This is a genomic window from Stenotrophomonas bentonitica (assembly GCF_013185915.1).
In the GTDB taxonomy this organism is placed as follows: Bacteria; Pseudomonadota; Gammaproteobacteria; order Xanthomonadales; family Xanthomonadaceae; genus Stenotrophomonas; species Stenotrophomonas bentonitica.
Genome location: NZ_JAAZUH010000001.1, coordinates 2,309,233 through 2,325,481, shown reverse-complemented (window position 1 = coordinate 2,325,481; position 16,249 = coordinate 2,309,233). Strand labels below are relative to the sequence as shown.

Annotated in this window: 16 protein-coding genes; 4 read left to right on the top strand and 12 right to left on the bottom strand. The window is 69.1% G+C overall.

What is annotated here, in order from left to right:
- Positions 1-211: 211 nt before the first annotated feature.
- The gene (locus tag HGB51_RS10265; RefSeq protein WP_070208218.1) at positions 212-745 is read right to left on the bottom strand and encodes a hypothetical protein; all 534 of its coding nucleotides are present in this window, start codon (positions 743-745) and stop codon (positions 212-214) included.
- Between the two features lie 113 nt (positions 746-858).
- Between HGB51_RS10265 and HGB51_RS10260 the strand changes: the two genes are divergently transcribed.
- Together HGB51_RS10260 and HGB51_RS10255 are read left to right on the top strand one after the other, a co-directional pair.
- Positions 859-1,818 (top strand): pyridoxal-phosphate dependent enzyme, encoded by a 960-nt coding sequence (locus HGB51_RS10260; protein WP_070208219.1) that lies wholly within the window; start codon positions 859-861, stop codon positions 1,816-1,818.
- Positions 1,803-2,420 (top strand): YdcF family protein, encoded by a 618-nt coding sequence (locus HGB51_RS10255; RefSeq protein WP_070208220.1) that lies wholly within the window; start codon positions 1,803-1,805, stop codon positions 2,418-2,420. Before HGB51_RS10260 ends, HGB51_RS10255 begins: the two co-directional genes overlap by 16 nt.
- A 120-nt stretch (positions 2,421-2,540) precedes the next feature.
- On the opposite strand, the gene bioC is transcribed toward HGB51_RS10255, so the two are convergent.
- The 5 genes from bioC to bioB form a co-directional block, all read right to left on the bottom strand.
- The gene (bioC, locus tag HGB51_RS10250; RefSeq protein ID WP_070208221.1) at positions 2,541-3,425 is read right to left on the bottom strand and encodes a malonyl-ACP O-methyltransferase BioC; all 885 of its coding nucleotides are present in this window, start codon (positions 3,423-3,425) and stop codon (positions 2,541-2,543) included.
- Positions 3,426-3,472: 47 nt separating this feature from the next.
- Entirely contained in the window at positions 3,473-4,255 is a 783-nt protein-coding gene (locus HGB51_RS10245) for an SDR family oxidoreductase (RefSeq protein ID WP_070208222.1), read from the bottom strand.
- A gap of 3 nt (positions 4,256-4,258) precedes the next feature.
- Positions 4,259-5,032: a pimeloyl-ACP methyl ester esterase BioH gene (bioH, locus tag HGB51_RS10240; protein WP_070208223.1), complete on the bottom strand. Its 774-nt coding sequence runs from the start codon at positions 5,030-5,032 to the stop codon at positions 4,259-4,261.
- Between the two features lie 22 nt (positions 5,033-5,054).
- Positions 5,055-6,266 carry an 8-amino-7-oxononanoate synthase gene (bioF, locus tag HGB51_RS10235; protein ID WP_070208235.1) on the bottom strand — a complete coding sequence of 404 codons (1,212 nt, stop codon included), beginning with the start codon at positions 6,264-6,266 and terminating at the stop codon, positions 5,055-5,057.
- A gap of 80 nt (positions 6,267-6,346) precedes the next feature.
- Positions 6,347-7,360, bottom strand: a complete 1,014-nt coding sequence (bioB, locus tag HGB51_RS10230; RefSeq protein WP_070208224.1) for a biotin synthase BioB — start codon at positions 7,358-7,360, stop codon at positions 6,347-6,349.
- Between the two features lie 70 nt (positions 7,361-7,430).
- Here bioB and HGB51_RS10225 point away from each other — a divergent pair, with 70 nt between their 5' ends.
- Both HGB51_RS10225 and HGB51_RS10220 read left to right on the top strand, forming a co-directional pair.
- Positions 7,431-8,132 carry a ComFC family protein gene (locus HGB51_RS10225; RefSeq protein WP_070208225.1) on the top strand — a complete coding sequence of 234 codons (702 nt, stop codon included), beginning with the start codon at positions 7,431-7,433 and terminating at the stop codon, positions 8,130-8,132.
- Between the two features lie 64 nt (positions 8,133-8,196).
- On the top strand, positions 8,197-8,760 hold the full coding sequence (locus tag HGB51_RS10220) for an HdeD family acid-resistance protein (protein ID WP_070208226.1): 564 nt from the start codon (positions 8,197-8,199) through the stop codon (positions 8,758-8,760).
- Positions 8,761-8,776: 16 nt separating this feature from the next.
- Here HGB51_RS10220 and HGB51_RS10215 read toward each other — a convergent pair whose 3' ends face one another.
- Genes HGB51_RS10215 through HGB51_RS10190 form a run of 6 tightly spaced genes read right to left on the bottom strand, consistent with a single transcriptional unit; the run spans position 8,777 to position 15,999 of the window.
- Entirely contained in the window at positions 8,777-10,585 is a 1,809-nt protein-coding gene (locus HGB51_RS10215) for an MFS transporter (protein ID WP_070208227.1), read from the bottom strand.
- A gap of 49 nt (positions 10,586-10,634) precedes the next feature.
- A complete protein-coding gene (gene nagA / locus HGB51_RS10210; RefSeq protein WP_070208228.1) occupies positions 10,635-11,750 on the bottom strand; it encodes an N-acetylglucosamine-6-phosphate deacetylase in 1,116 nt (371 codons plus the stop codon).
- Positions 11,747-12,523, bottom strand: coding sequence for a DeoR family transcriptional regulator (locus tag HGB51_RS10205; RefSeq protein WP_070208229.1), 777 nt, complete (start codon positions 12,521-12,523; stop codon positions 11,747-11,749). Before HGB51_RS10205 ends, nagA begins: the two co-directional genes overlap by 4 nt.
- Positions 12,524-12,556: 33 nt before the next feature.
- A complete protein-coding gene (locus HGB51_RS10200; protein ID WP_070208230.1) occupies positions 12,557-13,864 on the bottom strand; it encodes a D-tagatose-bisphosphate aldolase, class II, non-catalytic subunit in 1,308 nt (435 codons plus the stop codon).
- 37 nt (positions 13,865-13,901) lie between these two features.
- Positions 13,902-14,849 carry an ROK family protein gene (locus HGB51_RS10195; protein ID WP_070208231.1) on the bottom strand — a complete coding sequence of 316 codons (948 nt, stop codon included), beginning with the start codon at positions 14,847-14,849 and terminating at the stop codon, positions 13,902-13,904.
- Positions 14,842-15,999, bottom strand: coding sequence for an SIS domain-containing protein (locus tag HGB51_RS10190; protein WP_070208232.1), 1,158 nt, complete (start codon positions 15,997-15,999; stop codon positions 14,842-14,844). The genes HGB51_RS10195 and HGB51_RS10190 overlap by 8 nt, the downstream gene beginning before the upstream one ends.
- Positions 16,000-16,249: the final 250 nt, after the last annotated feature.

Below are 16,249 nucleotides of genomic sequence, written 5' to 3'. Positions count from 1 at the left end.
GCCAGCAAACAAAAGGCCCCGCCATTGGCGGGGCCTTCTGTTTTGTAGGTGCCGACATCCGACAGGGCCGGAACAGGGGGGATCCAGATGTTCCTGTCGGATATCGACGTAGAGCTCAATGTGACGCCCGTGGTCGTTTTTGTCACTTTTCGACCGGGGCCGTCACTGCCCGCCTAGATTGAACCGGCAGGCAGGTGAAAATCAAGCGGTCTCAGTTCTCTTGTGTGCGCTGGTTCAACTTATTCATGTTCCGCCACGGTGAACCATTGCTGCGCTGCTGCTGCGGCGGGCTCGGCCGGGACTGCGGCGCGCTGACCGGACGCTGCTGCTGGACCTGCTGCGGCGGACGGTCAGGACGCTGCGGGCGACCCACCGAGTCCATGTTCCGCCACGGCGAGCCACCGTTGTACGGCGAGCGCGGACGGTCCGGCGGACGCACCTGGCCGCCATTGCCGTTGCCGGGACGCGGCGGCGGACGATGGTTGTGCGGCGGGCGGTAATTCGGGTACGGGCGGTAGATCGGGTAGTTGTAGTAGCCACCGTAACCGCCATAGCCGTAGTAGCCGCCGCCACCGTAGTAGCCGCTGCCATAGCCATATGGATAGCCGGCCGGGTAGCGGTACTCCACCGACGGCGCACCGTGGTAGTAGCCACTGCCGCCACCGCCGCCACCCACGTAGTCGTAGGTCGCGCAGCCGGACAGGGCCAACAACAGGCCGCCGGCGAACATCAGGCGCATCTTCATGATTCGAGTCCCCCCTAGGGTAGGCGTCCAGCTTCGGGCCGGGGCATTGAATCGGCCCTTAACTCGGGCCGGTGCGGATGAACCGTTGCCGTTTCATCCGTTAATCTTGTGTCATGACCGATTCATCCCTGCCCTGCGTCGATGACCTGTTGGCCGCCGCCGCGCGGATCGCGCCGCATGCCAGCGTAACCCCGGTGCTGCAGTCGCGCGCGCTGGACGCATTGAGCGGCGCGCACTTGGCATTCAAGGCCGAGCATCTGCAGCGTGGCGGCGCGTTCAAGTTCCGCGGCGCCTGCAATGCGGTCTGGGCCCTGCCCGAGGCAGTCGCCGCGCGCGGGGTGGTCACGCATTCTTCGGGCAACCATGGTGCCGCGCTGGCATTGGCCGCGCGCACCCGGGGCATTGCCTGCCACGTGGTGGTGCCGGACGGTGCGGTCGCGGCCAAGCTGGCCAATATCGAACGCCACGGGGCGACCTTGTGGCGCTGCGCGCCCAGCATTGCCGCACGCGAGGCGATGTGCGCCCAGGTTGAGGCCGACACCGGTGCGACGCTGGTGCATCCCTATGCCGACGCGCGGGTGATCGCCGGGCAGGGCACCGCCGCGTTGGAGCTGATCGGCAGCCACGGGCCCTTCGACACGCTGGTGGTGCCGGTGGGCGGTGGTGGGCTGGCGGCGGGCACCCGGTTGGCACTGCAGGCCGCCGCTCCGAATGCCCGGCTGGTGCTGGCCGAACCGGCTGGCGCGGCCGATACCGCACGTTCGCTGGCCGCAGGCGCGCTGCGCCTGGACTTCACCCCCGACACGATCTGCGACGGCCTGCGCGGCACCCTGGGCGCGCCCAACTTCGCACTGCTGCACGGCGCGGCGGAGGTGGTCGTGGTGGATGACGCGGCGACCGTGGCGGCCATGCGCCTGCTCTGGCAGGTGCTCAAGCAGGTGGTGGAACCCTCCTCGGCCATTGCCCTGGCCGCGATCCTGGCCGAGCCGGCACGCTTTGCCGGGCAGCGGGTCGGGGTGGTGCTGTCCGGCGGCAATGTGGACCTGGACGCGCTGCCATGGGCGCTGGCATGACCCGGCGCCACCGGGTCGGACTGGCCGGCTGGCTGTGGCGGTTGTGCCTGCTGCTGGCGGCGTGGCTGCTGTGCGTGACCGCGTGGATCGTCTGGGTCGGCGAGCGTGACCAGGCCGCCAAGGCCGACGCGATCATCGTGCTCGGTGCCGCTGCCTACGACGCCAAGCCGTCGCCGGTGTTCGAAGAGCGCATCCGGCATGGCCTGGACCTGTACCACCAGGGCTATGCGCCGCTGCTGATCTTCACCGGCGGCTATGGCGGCACCGGTGCACGTTTTTCCGAATCGCAGGTGGCGCGCCGCTATGCCCTGAAGCAGGGCGTGCCGGAGAACGCGATCCTGATCGAAACCGCCTCGCGCACCACCCGGCAGAACCTGGTGGAAGCGCAGCGCCTGATGGAGAAACGCAAGCTGCACCGGGTGATCATCGTCAGCGACCCGCTGCACATGGCGCGCGCGCTGCGCCTGGCGCATGAGCTGGGCATCGATGCATTGGCCTCGTCAACGCCGAGCACGCGGTTCCGCAGTTTCCACACCAGCTGGAAGTTCCTGGCGCAGGAAATCTATTTCTTCCACCGGGACATGATCTCGACCGGGGCTTAGTCGGCTGCGGTCGGCACTGCTTGGGACACGCATGGCGTGTCTCTACGCGTTGGCCGCGATGCCTGATGCGTAGCGACACGCCATGCGTGTCCCACGGACCGCCGGCCGAAGACCATTTCCTCAGGTCGTCCTGCGACGGATCGGAATGGCCGACACCGGCACCGTGGCCACGTCGTGGCCGTGCTCGCGGATCGGCGCCCCTGCTTCGGGCGCCCACGCATGCGCGTAGATCACTTCCCAGCTGCTCGGCAGCGTGCCGTCTTCGCGGCGCAGCGGCTCGTAGGCGGCACGCGCTGCAGCGAAACGGCCACGCCCGGTCAGGGTATGGCGGCGGTCCTGGCGCGCGTTGGTGGCGCCGATCGCGCGCAGCTCGCGCATCAACGCGTCCATGTCCTTGTAGGTCAGCGTAAACAGGTCACGGTCGAGCACCGGGTCGCGGAACCCGGACATCATCAGCGCGTCGCCAAACTGCGCGATCGGCGGGAAGCGGCTCACATGCGGGACGTCGTCGGCGCTGGCGAACGCGTCGCGCAGTTCGATCAGCGTTTCCGGTCCGAAGGTTGAACACACCAGCAGCCCGCCCGGCTTCAGCGCGCGGCGGAAGCCGGCGAACACCGCCGGCAGGTCGTCCACCCACTGCAGGCACAGGTTGCTGTAGATCACGTCCACGCTCTGGTCCAGCAGCGGCAATGCGCGCGCATCGCCGCACACGCGTGCGAACGGCTTCCACCAGCCGGCCTGCTTCTTCGACTCGCGCAGCATCGGCAAGGCCATGTCCAGTGCGATCACCTGCGCCTTTGGCCAGCGCTTCTTCATCGCCGCGCTGGCATGCCCGGTGCCGCTGCCAACGTCCAGCACCACCTCCGGCTGCCGCGCTTCCAGGTAATCCAGCGACTCGAGCAGGCGCTTTTCCACCTCGCGCTGCAGGGCAGCGGCGGCGTCGTAGCTGGTGGCGGCACGCGAGAACGCGCGGCGGACATGCTGGGGATCGAAGTCGGTGGTCATGCAAGGCTCACTGCGGAAAACAACTGCGGAAAACAGGAAGGTACGGGTCAGAACGTGCCGGGGTAGGCGCCGCCGTCGATCAGCAGGTTCTGCCCGGTGATGTAGCCGGCCTGCGCGCTGCACAGGAACGCACAGGCCGCGCCGAATTCGTCGGCCCTGCCGAACCGGCCGGCGGGAATATGGGTGCGTTTGCGCTCGGCGATCTGCCCGGCGTCCACGCCCTGCTGCTGCGCCATGTAGGCGAAATTGCCGCGCAGGCGGTCGGTATCGAACTGGCCGGGCAGCAGGTTGTTGAGGGTCACGTTGTGGGCCACGGTGCGTCGCGCCAGCCCAGCCACGAAACCGGTCAGGCCCGAGCGCGCGCCGTTGGACAGCGCCAGGATGTCGATCGGTGCCTTCACCGACGAGGACGTGATGTTGACCACGCGACCAAAGCCGCGCTCGATCATGCCGTCCACGGTGGCGCGGATCAGCGCGATCGGCGCCAGCATGTTCGCGTCCAGCGCCGCGATCCAGTCCTCCCGTTCGAACTGGCGGAAGTCGCCGGCCGGCGGGCCGCCGGCGTTGGTGACCAGGATGTCCACCTGCGGGCAAGCAGCCAACGCGGCGGCGCGGCCGGCTTCGGTGGTGACGTCGGCGACCACGGTGACCACCTGGCCGGCGCCGGGCAGCGCCCGCAGTTCCTCTCCCGCCTGGTCCAGAGCCTGTTCACCGCGTGCGGCGATCACCACGTTCACCCCTTCGCGGGCCAGTGCTCGGGCGCAACCCAGGCCCAATCCCTTGCTGGCGGCGCAGACGAGGGCCCAGCGGCCGGCAATTCCAAGGTCCATGGCTCAGTTCCGTAAAGGCGGAAGGGTGGAAACAAAGTGGAGCAGCTGTGCGGCCACATCGTCGGTGTGGCCGAGGAACGGCGCGTGGCCGCCATGGGTGACCACATGCACGCTGGAACGCGGTGCCAGCGCCGCAGCGGCCTGCATGCCACGCGCCGACACCAGCCGGTCGCGCTGCCCGGCCAGCCACAGGCTGGGGACCGGCAGGCTGGGCAGGGCGCCGCGCAGGTCGGTGCCCTCGAGCAGGCGCAGGCCTTCCTGCAGGGCGCGCGGCGCGGGCTCGCCGCGCTCCACCAGCATGGCGCGCAGGCTGCGCAGCTCCTGGCGCGCGTGCTCGGAGCCCATCGCATCCAGTGCCAGGAAGCGCTCCAGGGTGCCGCGGTAGTCGGTGGCCAGGTCCTGGCCGAACTGTTCGAACACGGACGGTTCCACTGCGTGCGGCCAGTCCTCGCCACGCACGAAGCGCGGCGTTGCCGCGATCATCGCCAGCCCGCGCACCTTGGGTACGGTGGCCGCGGCGTGCAGTGCGAACAGGCCGCCCAGCGACCAGCCGCACCACACGGCTGGCGGGGTGGCGGTGGCAATCGCGTTGACCACGAAAGGCAGGCGCAGCGGCGTGGCATCGTCGCGGCTGTGGCCATGCCCGGGCAGGTCCACCAGGTGCAGCTCGAACTGCGCGGAAAGCCGCTCCACCAGCGGCGCGAACACGCCGCCATGCAGGGCCCAGCCGTGGATCAGCACCAGTGCCGGCCCGCTGCCGGTCACCTCGATATGCATGCTCACCGGTACCGCCCGTGCATCACGCGCTCAGTGCATCCAGTGACTGCTGGCGCAGCACATGGTCGCGCGCGTGCGCGATCGCGTCGGTCAACGCGCGCACTTCCGGCACGGTGTGCAGCGCGGACAGGGTCACGCGCAGGCGTGCCTTGCCCTCGGGCACGGTCGGCGGGCGGATCGCGCTGACCAGGAAACCAGCTGCTTCCAGGGCGGCCGACAGCGCCATCACGGTCGACTCGGCCCCGCACAGCAGCGGCTGGATCGGCGTGTCCGACGGCATCAGTTCGAGCCCGTGCTGGCGCGCGCCGGCACGGAACACGCCGACCAGCTCGGCCAGCTTCTCGCGGCGCCAGTCGTCGCGGCGGGCCAGCTTCACCGCCGCCAGGGCGGCAGCGGCCTGCGCCGGCGGCACGGCGGTGGTGTAGATGTAGGGGCGTGCGGTTTCGGCCAGGTGCTGGATCAGCGCGTCATTGCCGACCACCACCGCACCACTGCCACCCAGGGCCTTGCCGAGCGTCACCAGCTGCAGCGGCACGTCGGCCACGCCCAGCCCGGCCTCGGCCACGCAGCCACGGCCATGCTCGCCGACCACGCCCACGCCGTGCGCGTCGTCGACATACAGCAGGGCCTGCTGCATGCGCGCCACCAGCGACAGCGAGCGCAGCGGCGCGATATCGCCGTCCATGCTGAAGACGCCATCGGTGACCAGCATCGCCGCGCCTTCGGCCGCGTGCTTGAGCTGGCGCAGCGCGCCTTCGGTGTCCAGGTGCGGGTAGCGGCGCAGGCGGCAACCGGCCAGGCGCGTGGCATCGAGCAGGCTGGCGTGGTTGAGCCGGTCCTGCACGCACACATCGTCTTCTTCGGTCAGCAGCGCCTGCTGCACGGCCAGGTTGGCGGCAAACCCGCTCCCGAACAGCAGCGCGCGCGGGTAGCCGAGCCAGTCGGCCACTTCCTGTTCCAGCGCCTCGTGCAGCGCATGGTGTCCGCAGATCAGATGCGAAGCGGTGGCGCCGGCGCCTTCGCGCGCGGCGGCGTCCTGCAGGGCACTGACCACGCCGAACTGCTGGGACAGGCCCAGGTAGTCGTTGCTGCAGAAGCCAGTGAGCCACTGGCCATTGAGTTCCAGACGCACGCCATCCCGGCGGGTCATGGTGCGGCGCACGCGGATCCGGCCCTGCGCATCGCGAAGCTTGCGCTGGGACTGAATACGGTCGTGCAGGTCAGGACGGGCCATGGTCGTCATGTCTCATGGGCGGGCAGGGGAGCTAGCGTACCCGGTTGCCGTGCGTTGCGCTGCACCGCCCGGGGCGGGGCTCAGGCCGCTTGTCCGCAACCGCGGCCACAGGTGATGTCGGCATGCACGGTGGCATCCACCTGCACCGCCATCGGGCGCAGTCCCAACCGGCTGAACAGGGCCAGGTCGCGCTCGGTGTCCGGGTTGCCGGTGGTCAGCAGCTTCTCGCCGTAGAAGATGGAGTTGGCCCCGGCCAGGAAGCACAGCGCCTGCAGTTCGTCGCTCATCGTCTCGCGCCCGGCCGAGAGCCGCACCATCGCCTGCGGCATGGTGATGCGGGCCACTGCGATCATCCGCACGAATTCGAACGGGTCCAGCCCGGCGCTGCCGTGCAGCGGCGTGCCAGCCACCTGCACCAGCCGGTTGATCGGCACCGAATCGGGGTGGGCCGGCAGGTTGGCCAGCGCCAGCAGCAGCCCGGCGCGGTGCGCGCGGGTCTCGCCCATGCCGACGATGCCGCCGCAGCAGGTCTTCAGCCCGGCCTGGCGCACGTGTTCAAGCGTATCCAACCGGTCCTGGTACTGGCGGGTATGGATGATGGAGTCGTAGTAGTCCGGCGCGGTGTCCAGGTTGTGGTTGTAGTAGTCCAGCCCGGCCTCGCGCAGCGCGGCCGCCTGCGGGCCGTCGAGCATGCCCAGGGTGGCGCAGGTCTCCAGCCCCAGCGCCTTCACCTCGCGGATCATCGCCGCCACCTTCGGAATGTCGCGGTCCTTGGGCGAACGCCAGGCCGCACCCATGCAGAACCGCGACGCGCCCGCTGCCTTGGCCTGCCGGGCCTTGGCGACCACCTCGTCGGTGGCCATCAGCTTCTGCGCGCCCACCCCGGTGTCATAGCGCTGCGCCTGCGGACAGTACGCGCAGTCTTCCGGGCAGCCGCCGGTCTTGACCGAGAGCAGGGTGGACACCTGCACCTCGGCCGGATCGAACGCCTCCCGATGCACGCCCGCGGCCCGGTACAGCAGCTCCGGGAGGGGCAGCTCAAACAGCGCCAGCAGCTCCTCGGGGTGCCAGTCGTGGCGGATGACAGAAGCCATGGGAGTGTCCTGACAGATTGCGGAAGCGAGGGGCGGCAGTCTGGTGAGGTTGCACGATACTGTCAACCATATGGATCTCAGTAAAGTTTACGACGCCCTGAGGTGGCTGGGACGTCAGGCATTGCCGCTGCGTTGCATGGTCTGCGCCGATCCGGGTCACGAGGGGTTGGACCTGTGCGTCGCGTGCTACGCCGAGCTGCCCTGGAACGACCATGCCTGCCCGCTGTGCGCGCTGCCCCTGCCGCCGGGGGAGCCGGCGGCCATCTGCGGGGCATGTCTGCGTCAGCCGCCACGGCAGGTGGGCGCGGCGGCTACCTTCATCTATGCGCCGCCGATCGACCGTCTGGTGCTGCGCTTCAAGTTCCACCAGGACCTGGCGGCCGGACGGCTGCTGTCCCAACTGATGCTGCAGGCAGTGCCGGAGTTCGCGCTGGACCCGCTGATGCCGATGCCGCTGCACCGGCGGCGGCTGCGCGAGCGCGGGTACGACCAGGCGCGGGAGTTGGCCCGGCCATTGGCGAGCGAACTGGGTGTGCCCCTGTGGTCAGGGTTGTGCCGCAGCCGGGCCACGGTGGCGCAGTCGACGCTGGACGCGGAGGCTCGCCGCCAGAACCTGCGCGGGGCCTTCGCCGTAACGGCCACCCCGCCGCCCAGGCTGACCCTGGTCGACGATGTGATGACCACCGGCGCCACCCTGGATGCGGCCCTGCGCGCACTGAAACGGTCCGGGATGGAGCAGGCCACGCTGTGGGTATGTGCCCGCGCGCCCTGACGCCTTGTCGCGACGCCCCTCCAGGCCTAGCATCGCGCTTGACCTCCTTCACAGGAACACCGTCATGAGCCAGGCGTCGGATCTGCGCGGTACCTCGTTGTTGTCGTGGGTAGGCCGCAGCTGGTGGGTACTGCTGCTGTACGGGCTGGTGGCCATCGGCTTCGGACTGATCGCGGTGATGCGACCCCTGTCGGCGGCAGCCGGCCTGGCCTGGGCCATCGGGGTCATGGCCCTGATCGAAGGCCTGATCAGCCTGTTCGCGGTGTTCGGCGGCAACAGCGGCGCGCCGCGCGGCTGGGCGCTGGTCTACGCGGTGGCGTCCGTCGGCTTCGGTGCGCTGGCGGTGATCAATCCGCTGGTGACCGCCAAGGTCCTGGTTCTCCTGCTGGCGATCTGGCTGGTCATGGCCGGCGTGTACCGCATCGTCTACGCGATCCGCGTGCGCAAGCAGATCGAAGGCGAATGGCTGCTCATCGTCAGCGGCCTGCTGGCCATCGTGCTGGGTGGCATGATGTTCGCCAACCCGCTGGGCGGGGTGGCGGTGACCACGCTGTGGATCGGTATCGGCAGCCTGCTCTACGGCTTCCTGCAGATCGCAGTGGCATTCCGCCTGCGGAAGCTGCGCTGAGGCTTCCGCAGCGCGGTCAGCGGAACCGCGCTTCGATTTCTTCCAGTGTCTTGCCCTTGGTTTCCGGCAGCAGGAACGCGGCCACCAGGAAGTACAGCAACGTGCAGCCGGCCCAGAAGAAGAACATGCTGGCGTAGCCGTGGTGGCCGACCGTGGGCAGGAAGATCGCGGCGATCACGGTGGACACGAACTGGTTGATCAGCAGTGCGATGCTCATGCCATTGGAACGGATCCGGGTCGGCATCAGCTCGGACAATGCGAGCCACACGCAGACGCCGGGGCCGACCGCGAAGAAGGCCACGAACAGCAGGATGCAACCGGCGACCATCCAGCCATGGGTTGGCGACGGCACCGGCCCGATCACGGCGCGTTCGATCACCAGCGGCGCGCTTGCGGCGGCGGCCGGGTCTGGGAACGGATTGAGGTGGATGCGACGGAAGAACGCGCCGATCACGCTGTCGGCCGAAACCGCGTCTTCGCGGCGGATCTGCAGGGTGGTATCGATCGGGTTGTCGCTGCGCAGCGAGCGCACGTTGCTGAAGCCGCCGTAGGAGTAAGACACGGTGAGCTGCAGCGGCTGCCCCTCGGCACTGCCGTCCAGGCGGCGCCACTGCGAAGCGTCCATCGGCAGCGCGAGCGAATCGCCGACCAGCTGCTGCTGCAGCGTGGTGTGCACGTCCAACCGGCCGTGTTCGCTGCGCACGAACAGCAGTGCCGCGCACAGCAGCGCCACGGTGATGCCGCCGGTGCCCAGCATCAGCAGGAACTTGCGGCCCCTGCGGTCCACCAGCACCAGCGCGACCACGGTCATCAGCGCATTGAGCAGCTTGATCGAGACGTCGGCCCAGTTGGCCACCGCACCGGGCAGGCCGGCCTGGTGCAGGATGTTCACCGCATAGGCCAGCACCGAATTGATGCCTGTGGCCTGGGTGAAGGCCAGCACCAGGCAGGCCAGCACGAACGGCCACACATAGCGGCGGCTCAGCAGCGGGTCGCGCCTGGCCGGCGCGCCGTCGCTGGCCGGGGCGTCGGGCGCCTGCATGCGCGCCAGGGTGGCTTCCACCTCGGTCGGCGCAACGGTGCGCTGCAGTGCGCGGCGGGCTTTGTCGATGCGACCACGGCGCACCAGCCAGCGCGGCGATTCGCTGATCAGCAGCGCGCCGCCGGTGAACACCAGCCCCGGCAGCAGGCAGCTCCAGAAGATGGTGCGCCACGCATGGTCCTTCACCGCGAACAGCAGCCGCTGCTGCTCCTCGCCGGGCAGGTGCGCCACGGCTGCGGTGGCCACGTCCACGCTGTGCGCGTGGTACAGGCCGATCACCGCCGCCAGCACCAGGCCGATGGTGAGCAGCAGCTGGAACATTGCCGCACCCCGCCCGCGCCGCTCCGGGCTGAGGACTTCAGCCAGGTACAGCGGCACCACCACGCCGATCAGGCCGCCGCTGATGCCCTGCAACAGCCGCCCCATCAACAGTGGACCGTAGCCCTCCGAGAGCGCCATCACCGGAATGCTGGCGGTGAACAACAGCCCGGCCAGCACCATCGCCCCGCGCCGCCCGATCAGGTCGGCCACCGCGCCGGCAAACAGCGACGAGAGCACGCTGCCCAGCAGCACCGCGGCCACCACGAAGCCCAGCTGCTGGGTGGTGAGCTGCCAGCTCGCGGTTGCAGTGGCTTCCAGGTAGGGCAGGGCGCCGGCGATGATGCCGATATCGATGCCGTAGAGCAGCCCGCCCATGCCGCCGATGAACAACAGATAGCGCACCGGCCAACGCGGCGCGTCGGCGGCAGCGGGCACGGGCATGGCGGCGGAAACGTCGTTCATGGTGCGGTCCTGTCTACGTTGGAACGCGCCGTGCGCGGCGCGGGATCAGTCAGTCGAGCGCGATGCGTTCGCCTTCCACGACCACCTGCTGCACGCGCAGGTCGCGGTCGAGCACCACCAGGTCGGCCCAGGCGCCCGGTTGCAGGCGGCCCCGGTCTTCCAGCCCCAGATAGTCGGCCGGGAAGCGTGAAACACGGTCGGAGGCGTCATCCAGCGCCAGTCCCAGCGCAACCAGGTTGCGTAGTGCCTGGTCCATGGTGAGTGCGCTGCCGGCCAGCGAACCGCTTTCCAGGCGCACGCAGCCCAGGCACTTGTGCACCCGCTGCACGCCCAGCGCGTACTCGCCATCGGGCATGCCGGTGGCGGCCGTGGCGTCGGTCACGCAGTACAGGCGCGGGATCGCGCGCAATGCGGTGCGGATCGCGCCAGGGTGGACGTGCTGCAGGTCGGGAATCAGTTCAGCGTACTGCGCATGCGCCAGCGCCGCGGTGGCGATGCCGGGGTGGTAGTGGTCTACGCCGGTCATGCCATTGAACAGATGGGTGAAGCCCGCTGCGCCGGCGTCCAGCGCCGCTACGCCCTCTTCATAACTGCCGGCGCTGTGACCCAGCTGCACGCGGATGCCCAGCGCACTCAGCGCGGGAATCAGGGCCAGGTGCTGGCCGATCTCCGGCGCCATGGTCAGCACCTTGATCGGCGCGATGGCATGCAGGCGGCGCACGTCGTCCAGCGTGGCCTCCACTACAAGCGGCGGCTGCGCGCCCAGCCGTTCGGCGCTGATGAAGGGACCTTCCAGATGCACGCCCAGCACGCGTGCGGTGCCCGGCGCGCGCTGCGCGATCGCCCCTGCCAACCCCTGCAACGCCCGCACGATGTCGTCCGCCTCGGCGGTCATGGTGGTGCCCAGCAACGCGGTGGTGCCATGCCGCGCATGCGCGCGCGCCACGGTCACGGCGGTGTCGCCGCCCTGCATGATGTCCACCCCGGCGCCGCCATGCACATGCAGGTCGATGAAGCCCGGCAGGATGTACGGCACCTCGTTCTCGCCACGCGGGTCGGCGTGGTCGCTGCGGATCGAAACGATGCGCTGGTCGAAGTGGATGTCGCCACGCACCCACCCGGACGGGGTCAGTACGCGGCCATGCAGGAAGGCGGCAGGGTTCACGGCGGGGACTCGGCGATGATCACTTCGATGCCCAGCTTCTGCAGCCCGTCCAGGTAGTCCGGGTCGATGCTGGCATCGGTGATGATGGTGTGGACCTGGTCGAGGCGGGCGATGCGGTGCAGGCTGACGTGGCCGAACTTGGACGCGTCGGTCAGCACCACCACGCGGCGCGCGCGCTCCACCATGCGGTGGTTGAGGCGGGCTTCGGCTTCGTGGTGGGTGGTGAGCCCGAACTGCAGGTCCAGGCCGTCCACGCCCAGGAACAGGGTGTCGAAGCTGTAGGTGTTGAGGCTGGCCTCGGCCTGGCTGCCCTGCAGCGACAGCGACTGCTTGCGCAGCAGGCCGCCGGTGAGCAGCAGTTCCACGCCCGGCGCGTTGGCCAGTTCCCAGGCGATGTTGAGCCCGTTGGTCATCACCGTCACGTCCTGGTGCCCGCGCAGGTGGCGGGCCAGAGTCATGGTGGTGGAACCGGAGTCGATGATGATGTTGTCGCCGGCCCGCACCAGCCGCGCGGCATGCGCGCCGATGCTGTCCTTCAGCGGCAGGTTCAGCGTGTCCTTCTGGTGGATGTCCTGCTCCAGCGGCGGCTTGCGCACCAGCGTGGCACCGCCGTGGGTGCGCGTGGCCAGGCCCTGCGACTCGATGTGGGTCAGGTCGGCACGGATGGTCACGGCCGACACGCCGAAACGGTCCACCAGTTCACTGACCTGCACGTTGCCGTGGTCGACCAGCAACTGCAGGATCTGCTGGCGGCGCTGCCGTGTGTTTCGCATGGAGGCGATTCCATTCGGAAGGAAAGCCGAAGCTTACCGTTCCGAAACCTCCGTGGCAGAAAAACTTTCGTTGATGCACGCGCGCGCGTACTCGGCCAGGCGCAGGCCCACCTTGTGGCGGACCAGCGCCAGCGGCTCGGCGGCCAGCACGCCGGCCTGCACCGCACGGGTCTGCTCGGGCAGGAACTGGCTGAGCAGCATCAGCGGCGGCGGCACCCGGGTCAGGTTGTCGACCAGCGTGGCCAACGCCGCCTGCACCGCCGGCTCACCCCAGTAGTAGCGGCTGCGGTCGCTCAGCGAGTACGCACGCAGCAGGCGCTGTTCGTGCGCGCTGCCGGTGTAGTAGCTGGCCCAGCTGCCCGGCTTGTCCAGCATGCATCGCTCCAGCACGTCGATCAGCTGCGAGGCCTCGGCGGCGGGCAGCAGTTCGCGTTCGATCATCGCCAGCGCGAACACCGCTTCGCGGAACGCATAAGTCGCGGCCGGGCCGACCTTGAGGATGGCGAAATGGTCGCGCACCAGCGCGTGCAGGCCCGCTTCGGTCTGGTAGTCGGTGGAGTGGGCTTCGAACACGATGCGCGGCTGGGTTTCCACGAAGGCGGAGAGCGCCTGTGCGGCGGCCCGGTCGTAGTAATGAACACTGCTGTGGTCGAAATCCACGCCGGGTTGCACCACCATCGCGATCACCCGTTCCCACGCCGGCTGCAGGTCCGGTGCAGAGAATGCTTCGCGATGGATCGCCAGCGTGAGCGCGGCGGCCGTCGGCGTGGTCACCGCCAGCCCGCCTTCCAGCGAGGCCTCACCGCCGGGCACCGGCACTTCGGTGCCGATCACATACACCGGTGGCGGCAGGCCGTTATCGGCGGCGGTACGCTCGGCAATGCGCGCCAGCTCGGCCGAACGCGCCGCGACGATGGCGTCGGGCAGCGGCGTCGGATCGTCGGCGCAGGACATGCTGCAGTCGAGGTGGATCTTGTGGAAGCCGGCGGCCACGTACGCGGCGATCAGCGTACGTGCGTTGGCCATCGCCACCTCGGCCGGTCCCTTCTGCCAGGCATTCGGGCCGAGGTGGTCGCCGCCCAGGATGAGCCGCTCCACCGGGAAATCGTGGTTGCGTGCCAGCTGCAGGACGTAGTCGCGGTACTGCGGCGGGGTCATGCCGGTGTAGCCGCCGAACTGGTCCACCTGGTTGGAGGTGGCTTCGACCAGCAGCACCGTGTCGTACGCACGCGCCACGTCCATGGCCGCCAGCAGCACCTGCTCGTTGCTGCAGCACACGCTGTACAGGCCAACGGGCTGGCCCTGGCGATGGGCAGCGATCAACGATTGAACGGCAGACATGGCAGCACTCCTGGCGCAGCAGAATGGGGGGAGGGATTCAGGGCGCGCCGTGCAGCTGGCGGGCCAGCAACGCCGCGCCGCGTGCACCGCCTGCATCGCCGAACACCGGCGGCAGGATCGGCGGCACGCGCACGCCATTGAACAGGTACGGCGCGATGGCCGCAGGCAGGTCGCGGTACAGCTGTTCCAGCTTGGACAGCCCGCCGCCCAGCACGATCACGTGCGGGTCCAGCGCCAGGATCAGGCTGGCGAAGCTGTAACCGAGCAGGTCGCGGTGGATCGCCAGCGCGTGCAGCGCGGTCGGGTCGCCGGCCTGCGCCAGCTCCACCACCGTGGTGGCGTCGCGGGCCTGGCCGCCGTGGCGTTCGTGGATCATGGCCAGGCCGCTGCCGGACACGTAGCGCTCCAGGCAACCGCGCAGGCCGCAGCCGCAGTCCAGCAGCGGCAGGTCGTGGCGCAGCTGCAGGGTGGCCGGCAGGCTCCAGTGCCCCCACTCGCCGGCAATGCCGTTGTTGCCGGCCACCAGCTGGCCGTGCAGGCAGTAGCCGCCGCCGGCACCGGTGCCCAGGATGACGCCGAACATGCTCGGGTAACCGGCCGCCGCGCCGTCGTGCGCCTCGGACAGCGCGAAGCACTGCAGGTCGTTGCCAAGCGCGAGCGGGCGTTGCAGCCGCGCTTCCAGATCGTGCCCCACGGTACGCCCGCTCAGGGCCGGTACGTTGGCGCTGAGCTGCACACCGCTGTCGCGGTCGCGCACGCCGGGCAGGCCGATGCCCACCGCACTGGCGCGCACGCCGAGCGCGGCGTCGGCTTCGTCCACCAGCTGCCCGATGGTTTCGACGAACGCCGCGTAGTCGTGGGTGGGGGTGGCCACGCGCTGGCGGTGGTGCACCGTCAGCCCGGCGTCGCAGGCCACCAGTTCGATCTTGGTGCCGCCGATGTCGATGCCATACCAGCGCTGCACGGGCATGTCGGACTCAGCCATGGTCGTGGATGGTCACGCCCTGCACCACGCGGTTGACCGTGCCGTCGGGGAAGGGATTGTCGGGAGTCAGGCCCAGCGCGGTCGACCGCTGCAGTGCGAAGCACTGCGGCATCACCAGCCAGAGCGGGGCCAGCCAGGTGTCGGGCAGGGCGGGTACGTCGAGCACGAAGTCGCCTTCGGTGCTGTCCGCTGCGGCCGGGCCTACCGAAATCACGTGCGCGGCGATGCCATCATGGCGCAGTTCTTCCAGCAGGTCCTGTTCGTAGCGGCGTGCCAGTGGCTGCGCGCTGCGCAGCATCACCACCAGCGTGGTGCCGTTGAGCGTGGACTTGGGGCCGTGGCGGAAGCCCAGCGGCGTGTTGGCCAGTGCGAGCACGCGCCCGGCAGTGAGTTCCAGCACCTTCAACGCGGCTTCGCGTGCGGTGGCTTCCAGCGGTCCGCTGCCCAGGTAGATCACCCGCGAGATGTCGCCCTGCGCCAGCGCAGCGACCGGTGCGTCCCAGGCCTGCACGGCCTGTGCGCCAAGCTCTGCGAGGTTGCGCAGGCGCGCGCTGCGGTCGGCCCACGGAGCGCGGTCGAACACGCTCAAGGCGGCCAGCAGCATGCAGCTCAGGCTGCTGGTCATCGCGAACGCGCGGTCGCAGCTGGCCGGCGGCATCAGCAGCGACAGCGTGTCGCTGCGACCCTGGCCGCGCTGTGCCAGCGCGCCCTCGGCGTTGCAGGTGATGTCCAGGAAGCGCGCCTCATCTACCTGCGCACGCACCAGTTCCACCGCCGCTACGCTCTCCGGGCTGGAACCGCTGCGCCCGAACGACACCAGCAGGGTCGGGCGGTCGCGCTGCAGGTACAGCGCCGGGTGGGTCAGCAGGCTGGTGGTGTGGAGGGCGCGCACGTCGGCCGGCCACTGCGCGTTGATCTGGTCGGCCACCATCTCGGCAATGAAACCCGAGCTGCCGGCACCGGTGAAGATCACCCGCTGGTTGGGATCGCTCAAGGCGTCGCCCAGGAAGGCGTCGATGCGTTCGCGCGCGCCATCGATCACCCCAGCCAGCGCCGACCACAGGGTCGGTTGCTGCGCGATCTCTTCAGCGGTGTGCGCGCCACCAAGGCGCTGCCAGGCGGGCAAGTCAGGGAGCAGGGTGACGTCCATTCGCGATTCCTGTTGGGCAGGCAAACAATCTTCGTTTTCTTTCGAAATGTCAAATAACGAAAGATATAAATAAGATTGGTCGATCACAGTTTGCAATCGCAATTTTCCCGGCAGCGCAATCGGAATGGTGTGCGCCGTGATAACTCAAGGGAAAATTCGCGCATTCAGGTGGCAGAAAGCAAGTGGTGCTTTGCATCAACTTTCTTTTCAGACAAATTCCTAAGCTTTTTTCTTTGCAATTTATTGACAT

What these genes read in the sequence shown, in the direction of transcription:
- HGB51_RS10220 (WP_070208226.1), top strand. Translation starts at nt 8,197, where the DNA reads ATGAGCCAGGCGTCGGATCTGCGCGGTACCTCGTTGTTGTCGTGGGTA.
- HGB51_RS10265 (WP_070208218.1), bottom strand. Translation starts at nt 745, where the DNA reads ATGAAGATGCGCCTGATGTTCGCCGGCGGCCTGTTGTTGGCCCTGTCC.
- bioC (WP_070208221.1), bottom strand. Translation starts at nt 3,425, where the DNA reads ATGACCACCGACTTCGATCCCCAGCATGTCCGCCGCGCGTTCTCGCGT.
- HGB51_RS10205 (WP_070208229.1), bottom strand. Translation starts at nt 12,523, where the DNA reads ATGCGAAACACACGGCAGCGCCGCCAGCAGATCCTGCAGTTGCTGGTC.
- HGB51_RS10255 (WP_070208220.1), top strand. Translation starts at nt 1,803, where the DNA reads ATGGGCGCTGGCATGACCCGGCGCCACCGGGTCGGACTGGCCGGCTGG.
- HGB51_RS10195 (WP_070208231.1), bottom strand. Translation starts at nt 14,849, where the DNA reads ATGGCTGAGTCCGACATGCCCGTGCAGCGCTGGTATGGCATCGACATC.
- HGB51_RS10190 (WP_070208232.1), bottom strand. Translation starts at nt 15,999, where the DNA reads ATGGACGTCACCCTGCTCCCTGACTTGCCCGCCTGGCAGCGCCTTGGT.
- HGB51_RS10245 (WP_070208222.1), bottom strand. Translation starts at nt 4,255, where the DNA reads ATGGACCTTGGAATTGCCGGCCGCTGGGCCCTCGTCTGCGCCGCCAGC.
- bioH (WP_070208223.1), bottom strand. Translation starts at nt 5,032, where the DNA reads ATGCATATCGAGGTGACCGGCAGCGGGCCGGCACTGGTGCTGATCCAC.
- HGB51_RS10200 (WP_070208230.1), bottom strand. Translation starts at nt 13,864, where the DNA reads ATGTCTGCCGTTCAATCGTTGATCGCTGCCCATCGCCAGGGCCAGCCC.
- bioB (WP_070208224.1), bottom strand. Translation starts at nt 7,360, where the DNA reads ATGGCTTCTGTCATCCGCCACGACTGGCACCCCGAGGAGCTGCTGGCG.
- HGB51_RS10215 (WP_070208227.1), bottom strand. Translation starts at nt 10,585, where the DNA reads ATGAACGACGTTTCCGCCGCCATGCCCGTGCCCGCTGCCGCCGACGCG.
- HGB51_RS10225 (WP_070208225.1), top strand. Translation starts at nt 7,431, where the DNA reads ATGGATCTCAGTAAAGTTTACGACGCCCTGAGGTGGCTGGGACGTCAG.
- HGB51_RS10260 (WP_070208219.1), top strand. Translation starts at nt 859, where the DNA reads ATGACCGATTCATCCCTGCCCTGCGTCGATGACCTGTTGGCCGCCGCC.
- bioF (WP_070208235.1), bottom strand. Translation starts at nt 6,266, where the DNA reads ATGGCCCGTCCTGACCTGCACGACCGTATTCAGTCCCAGCGCAAGCTT.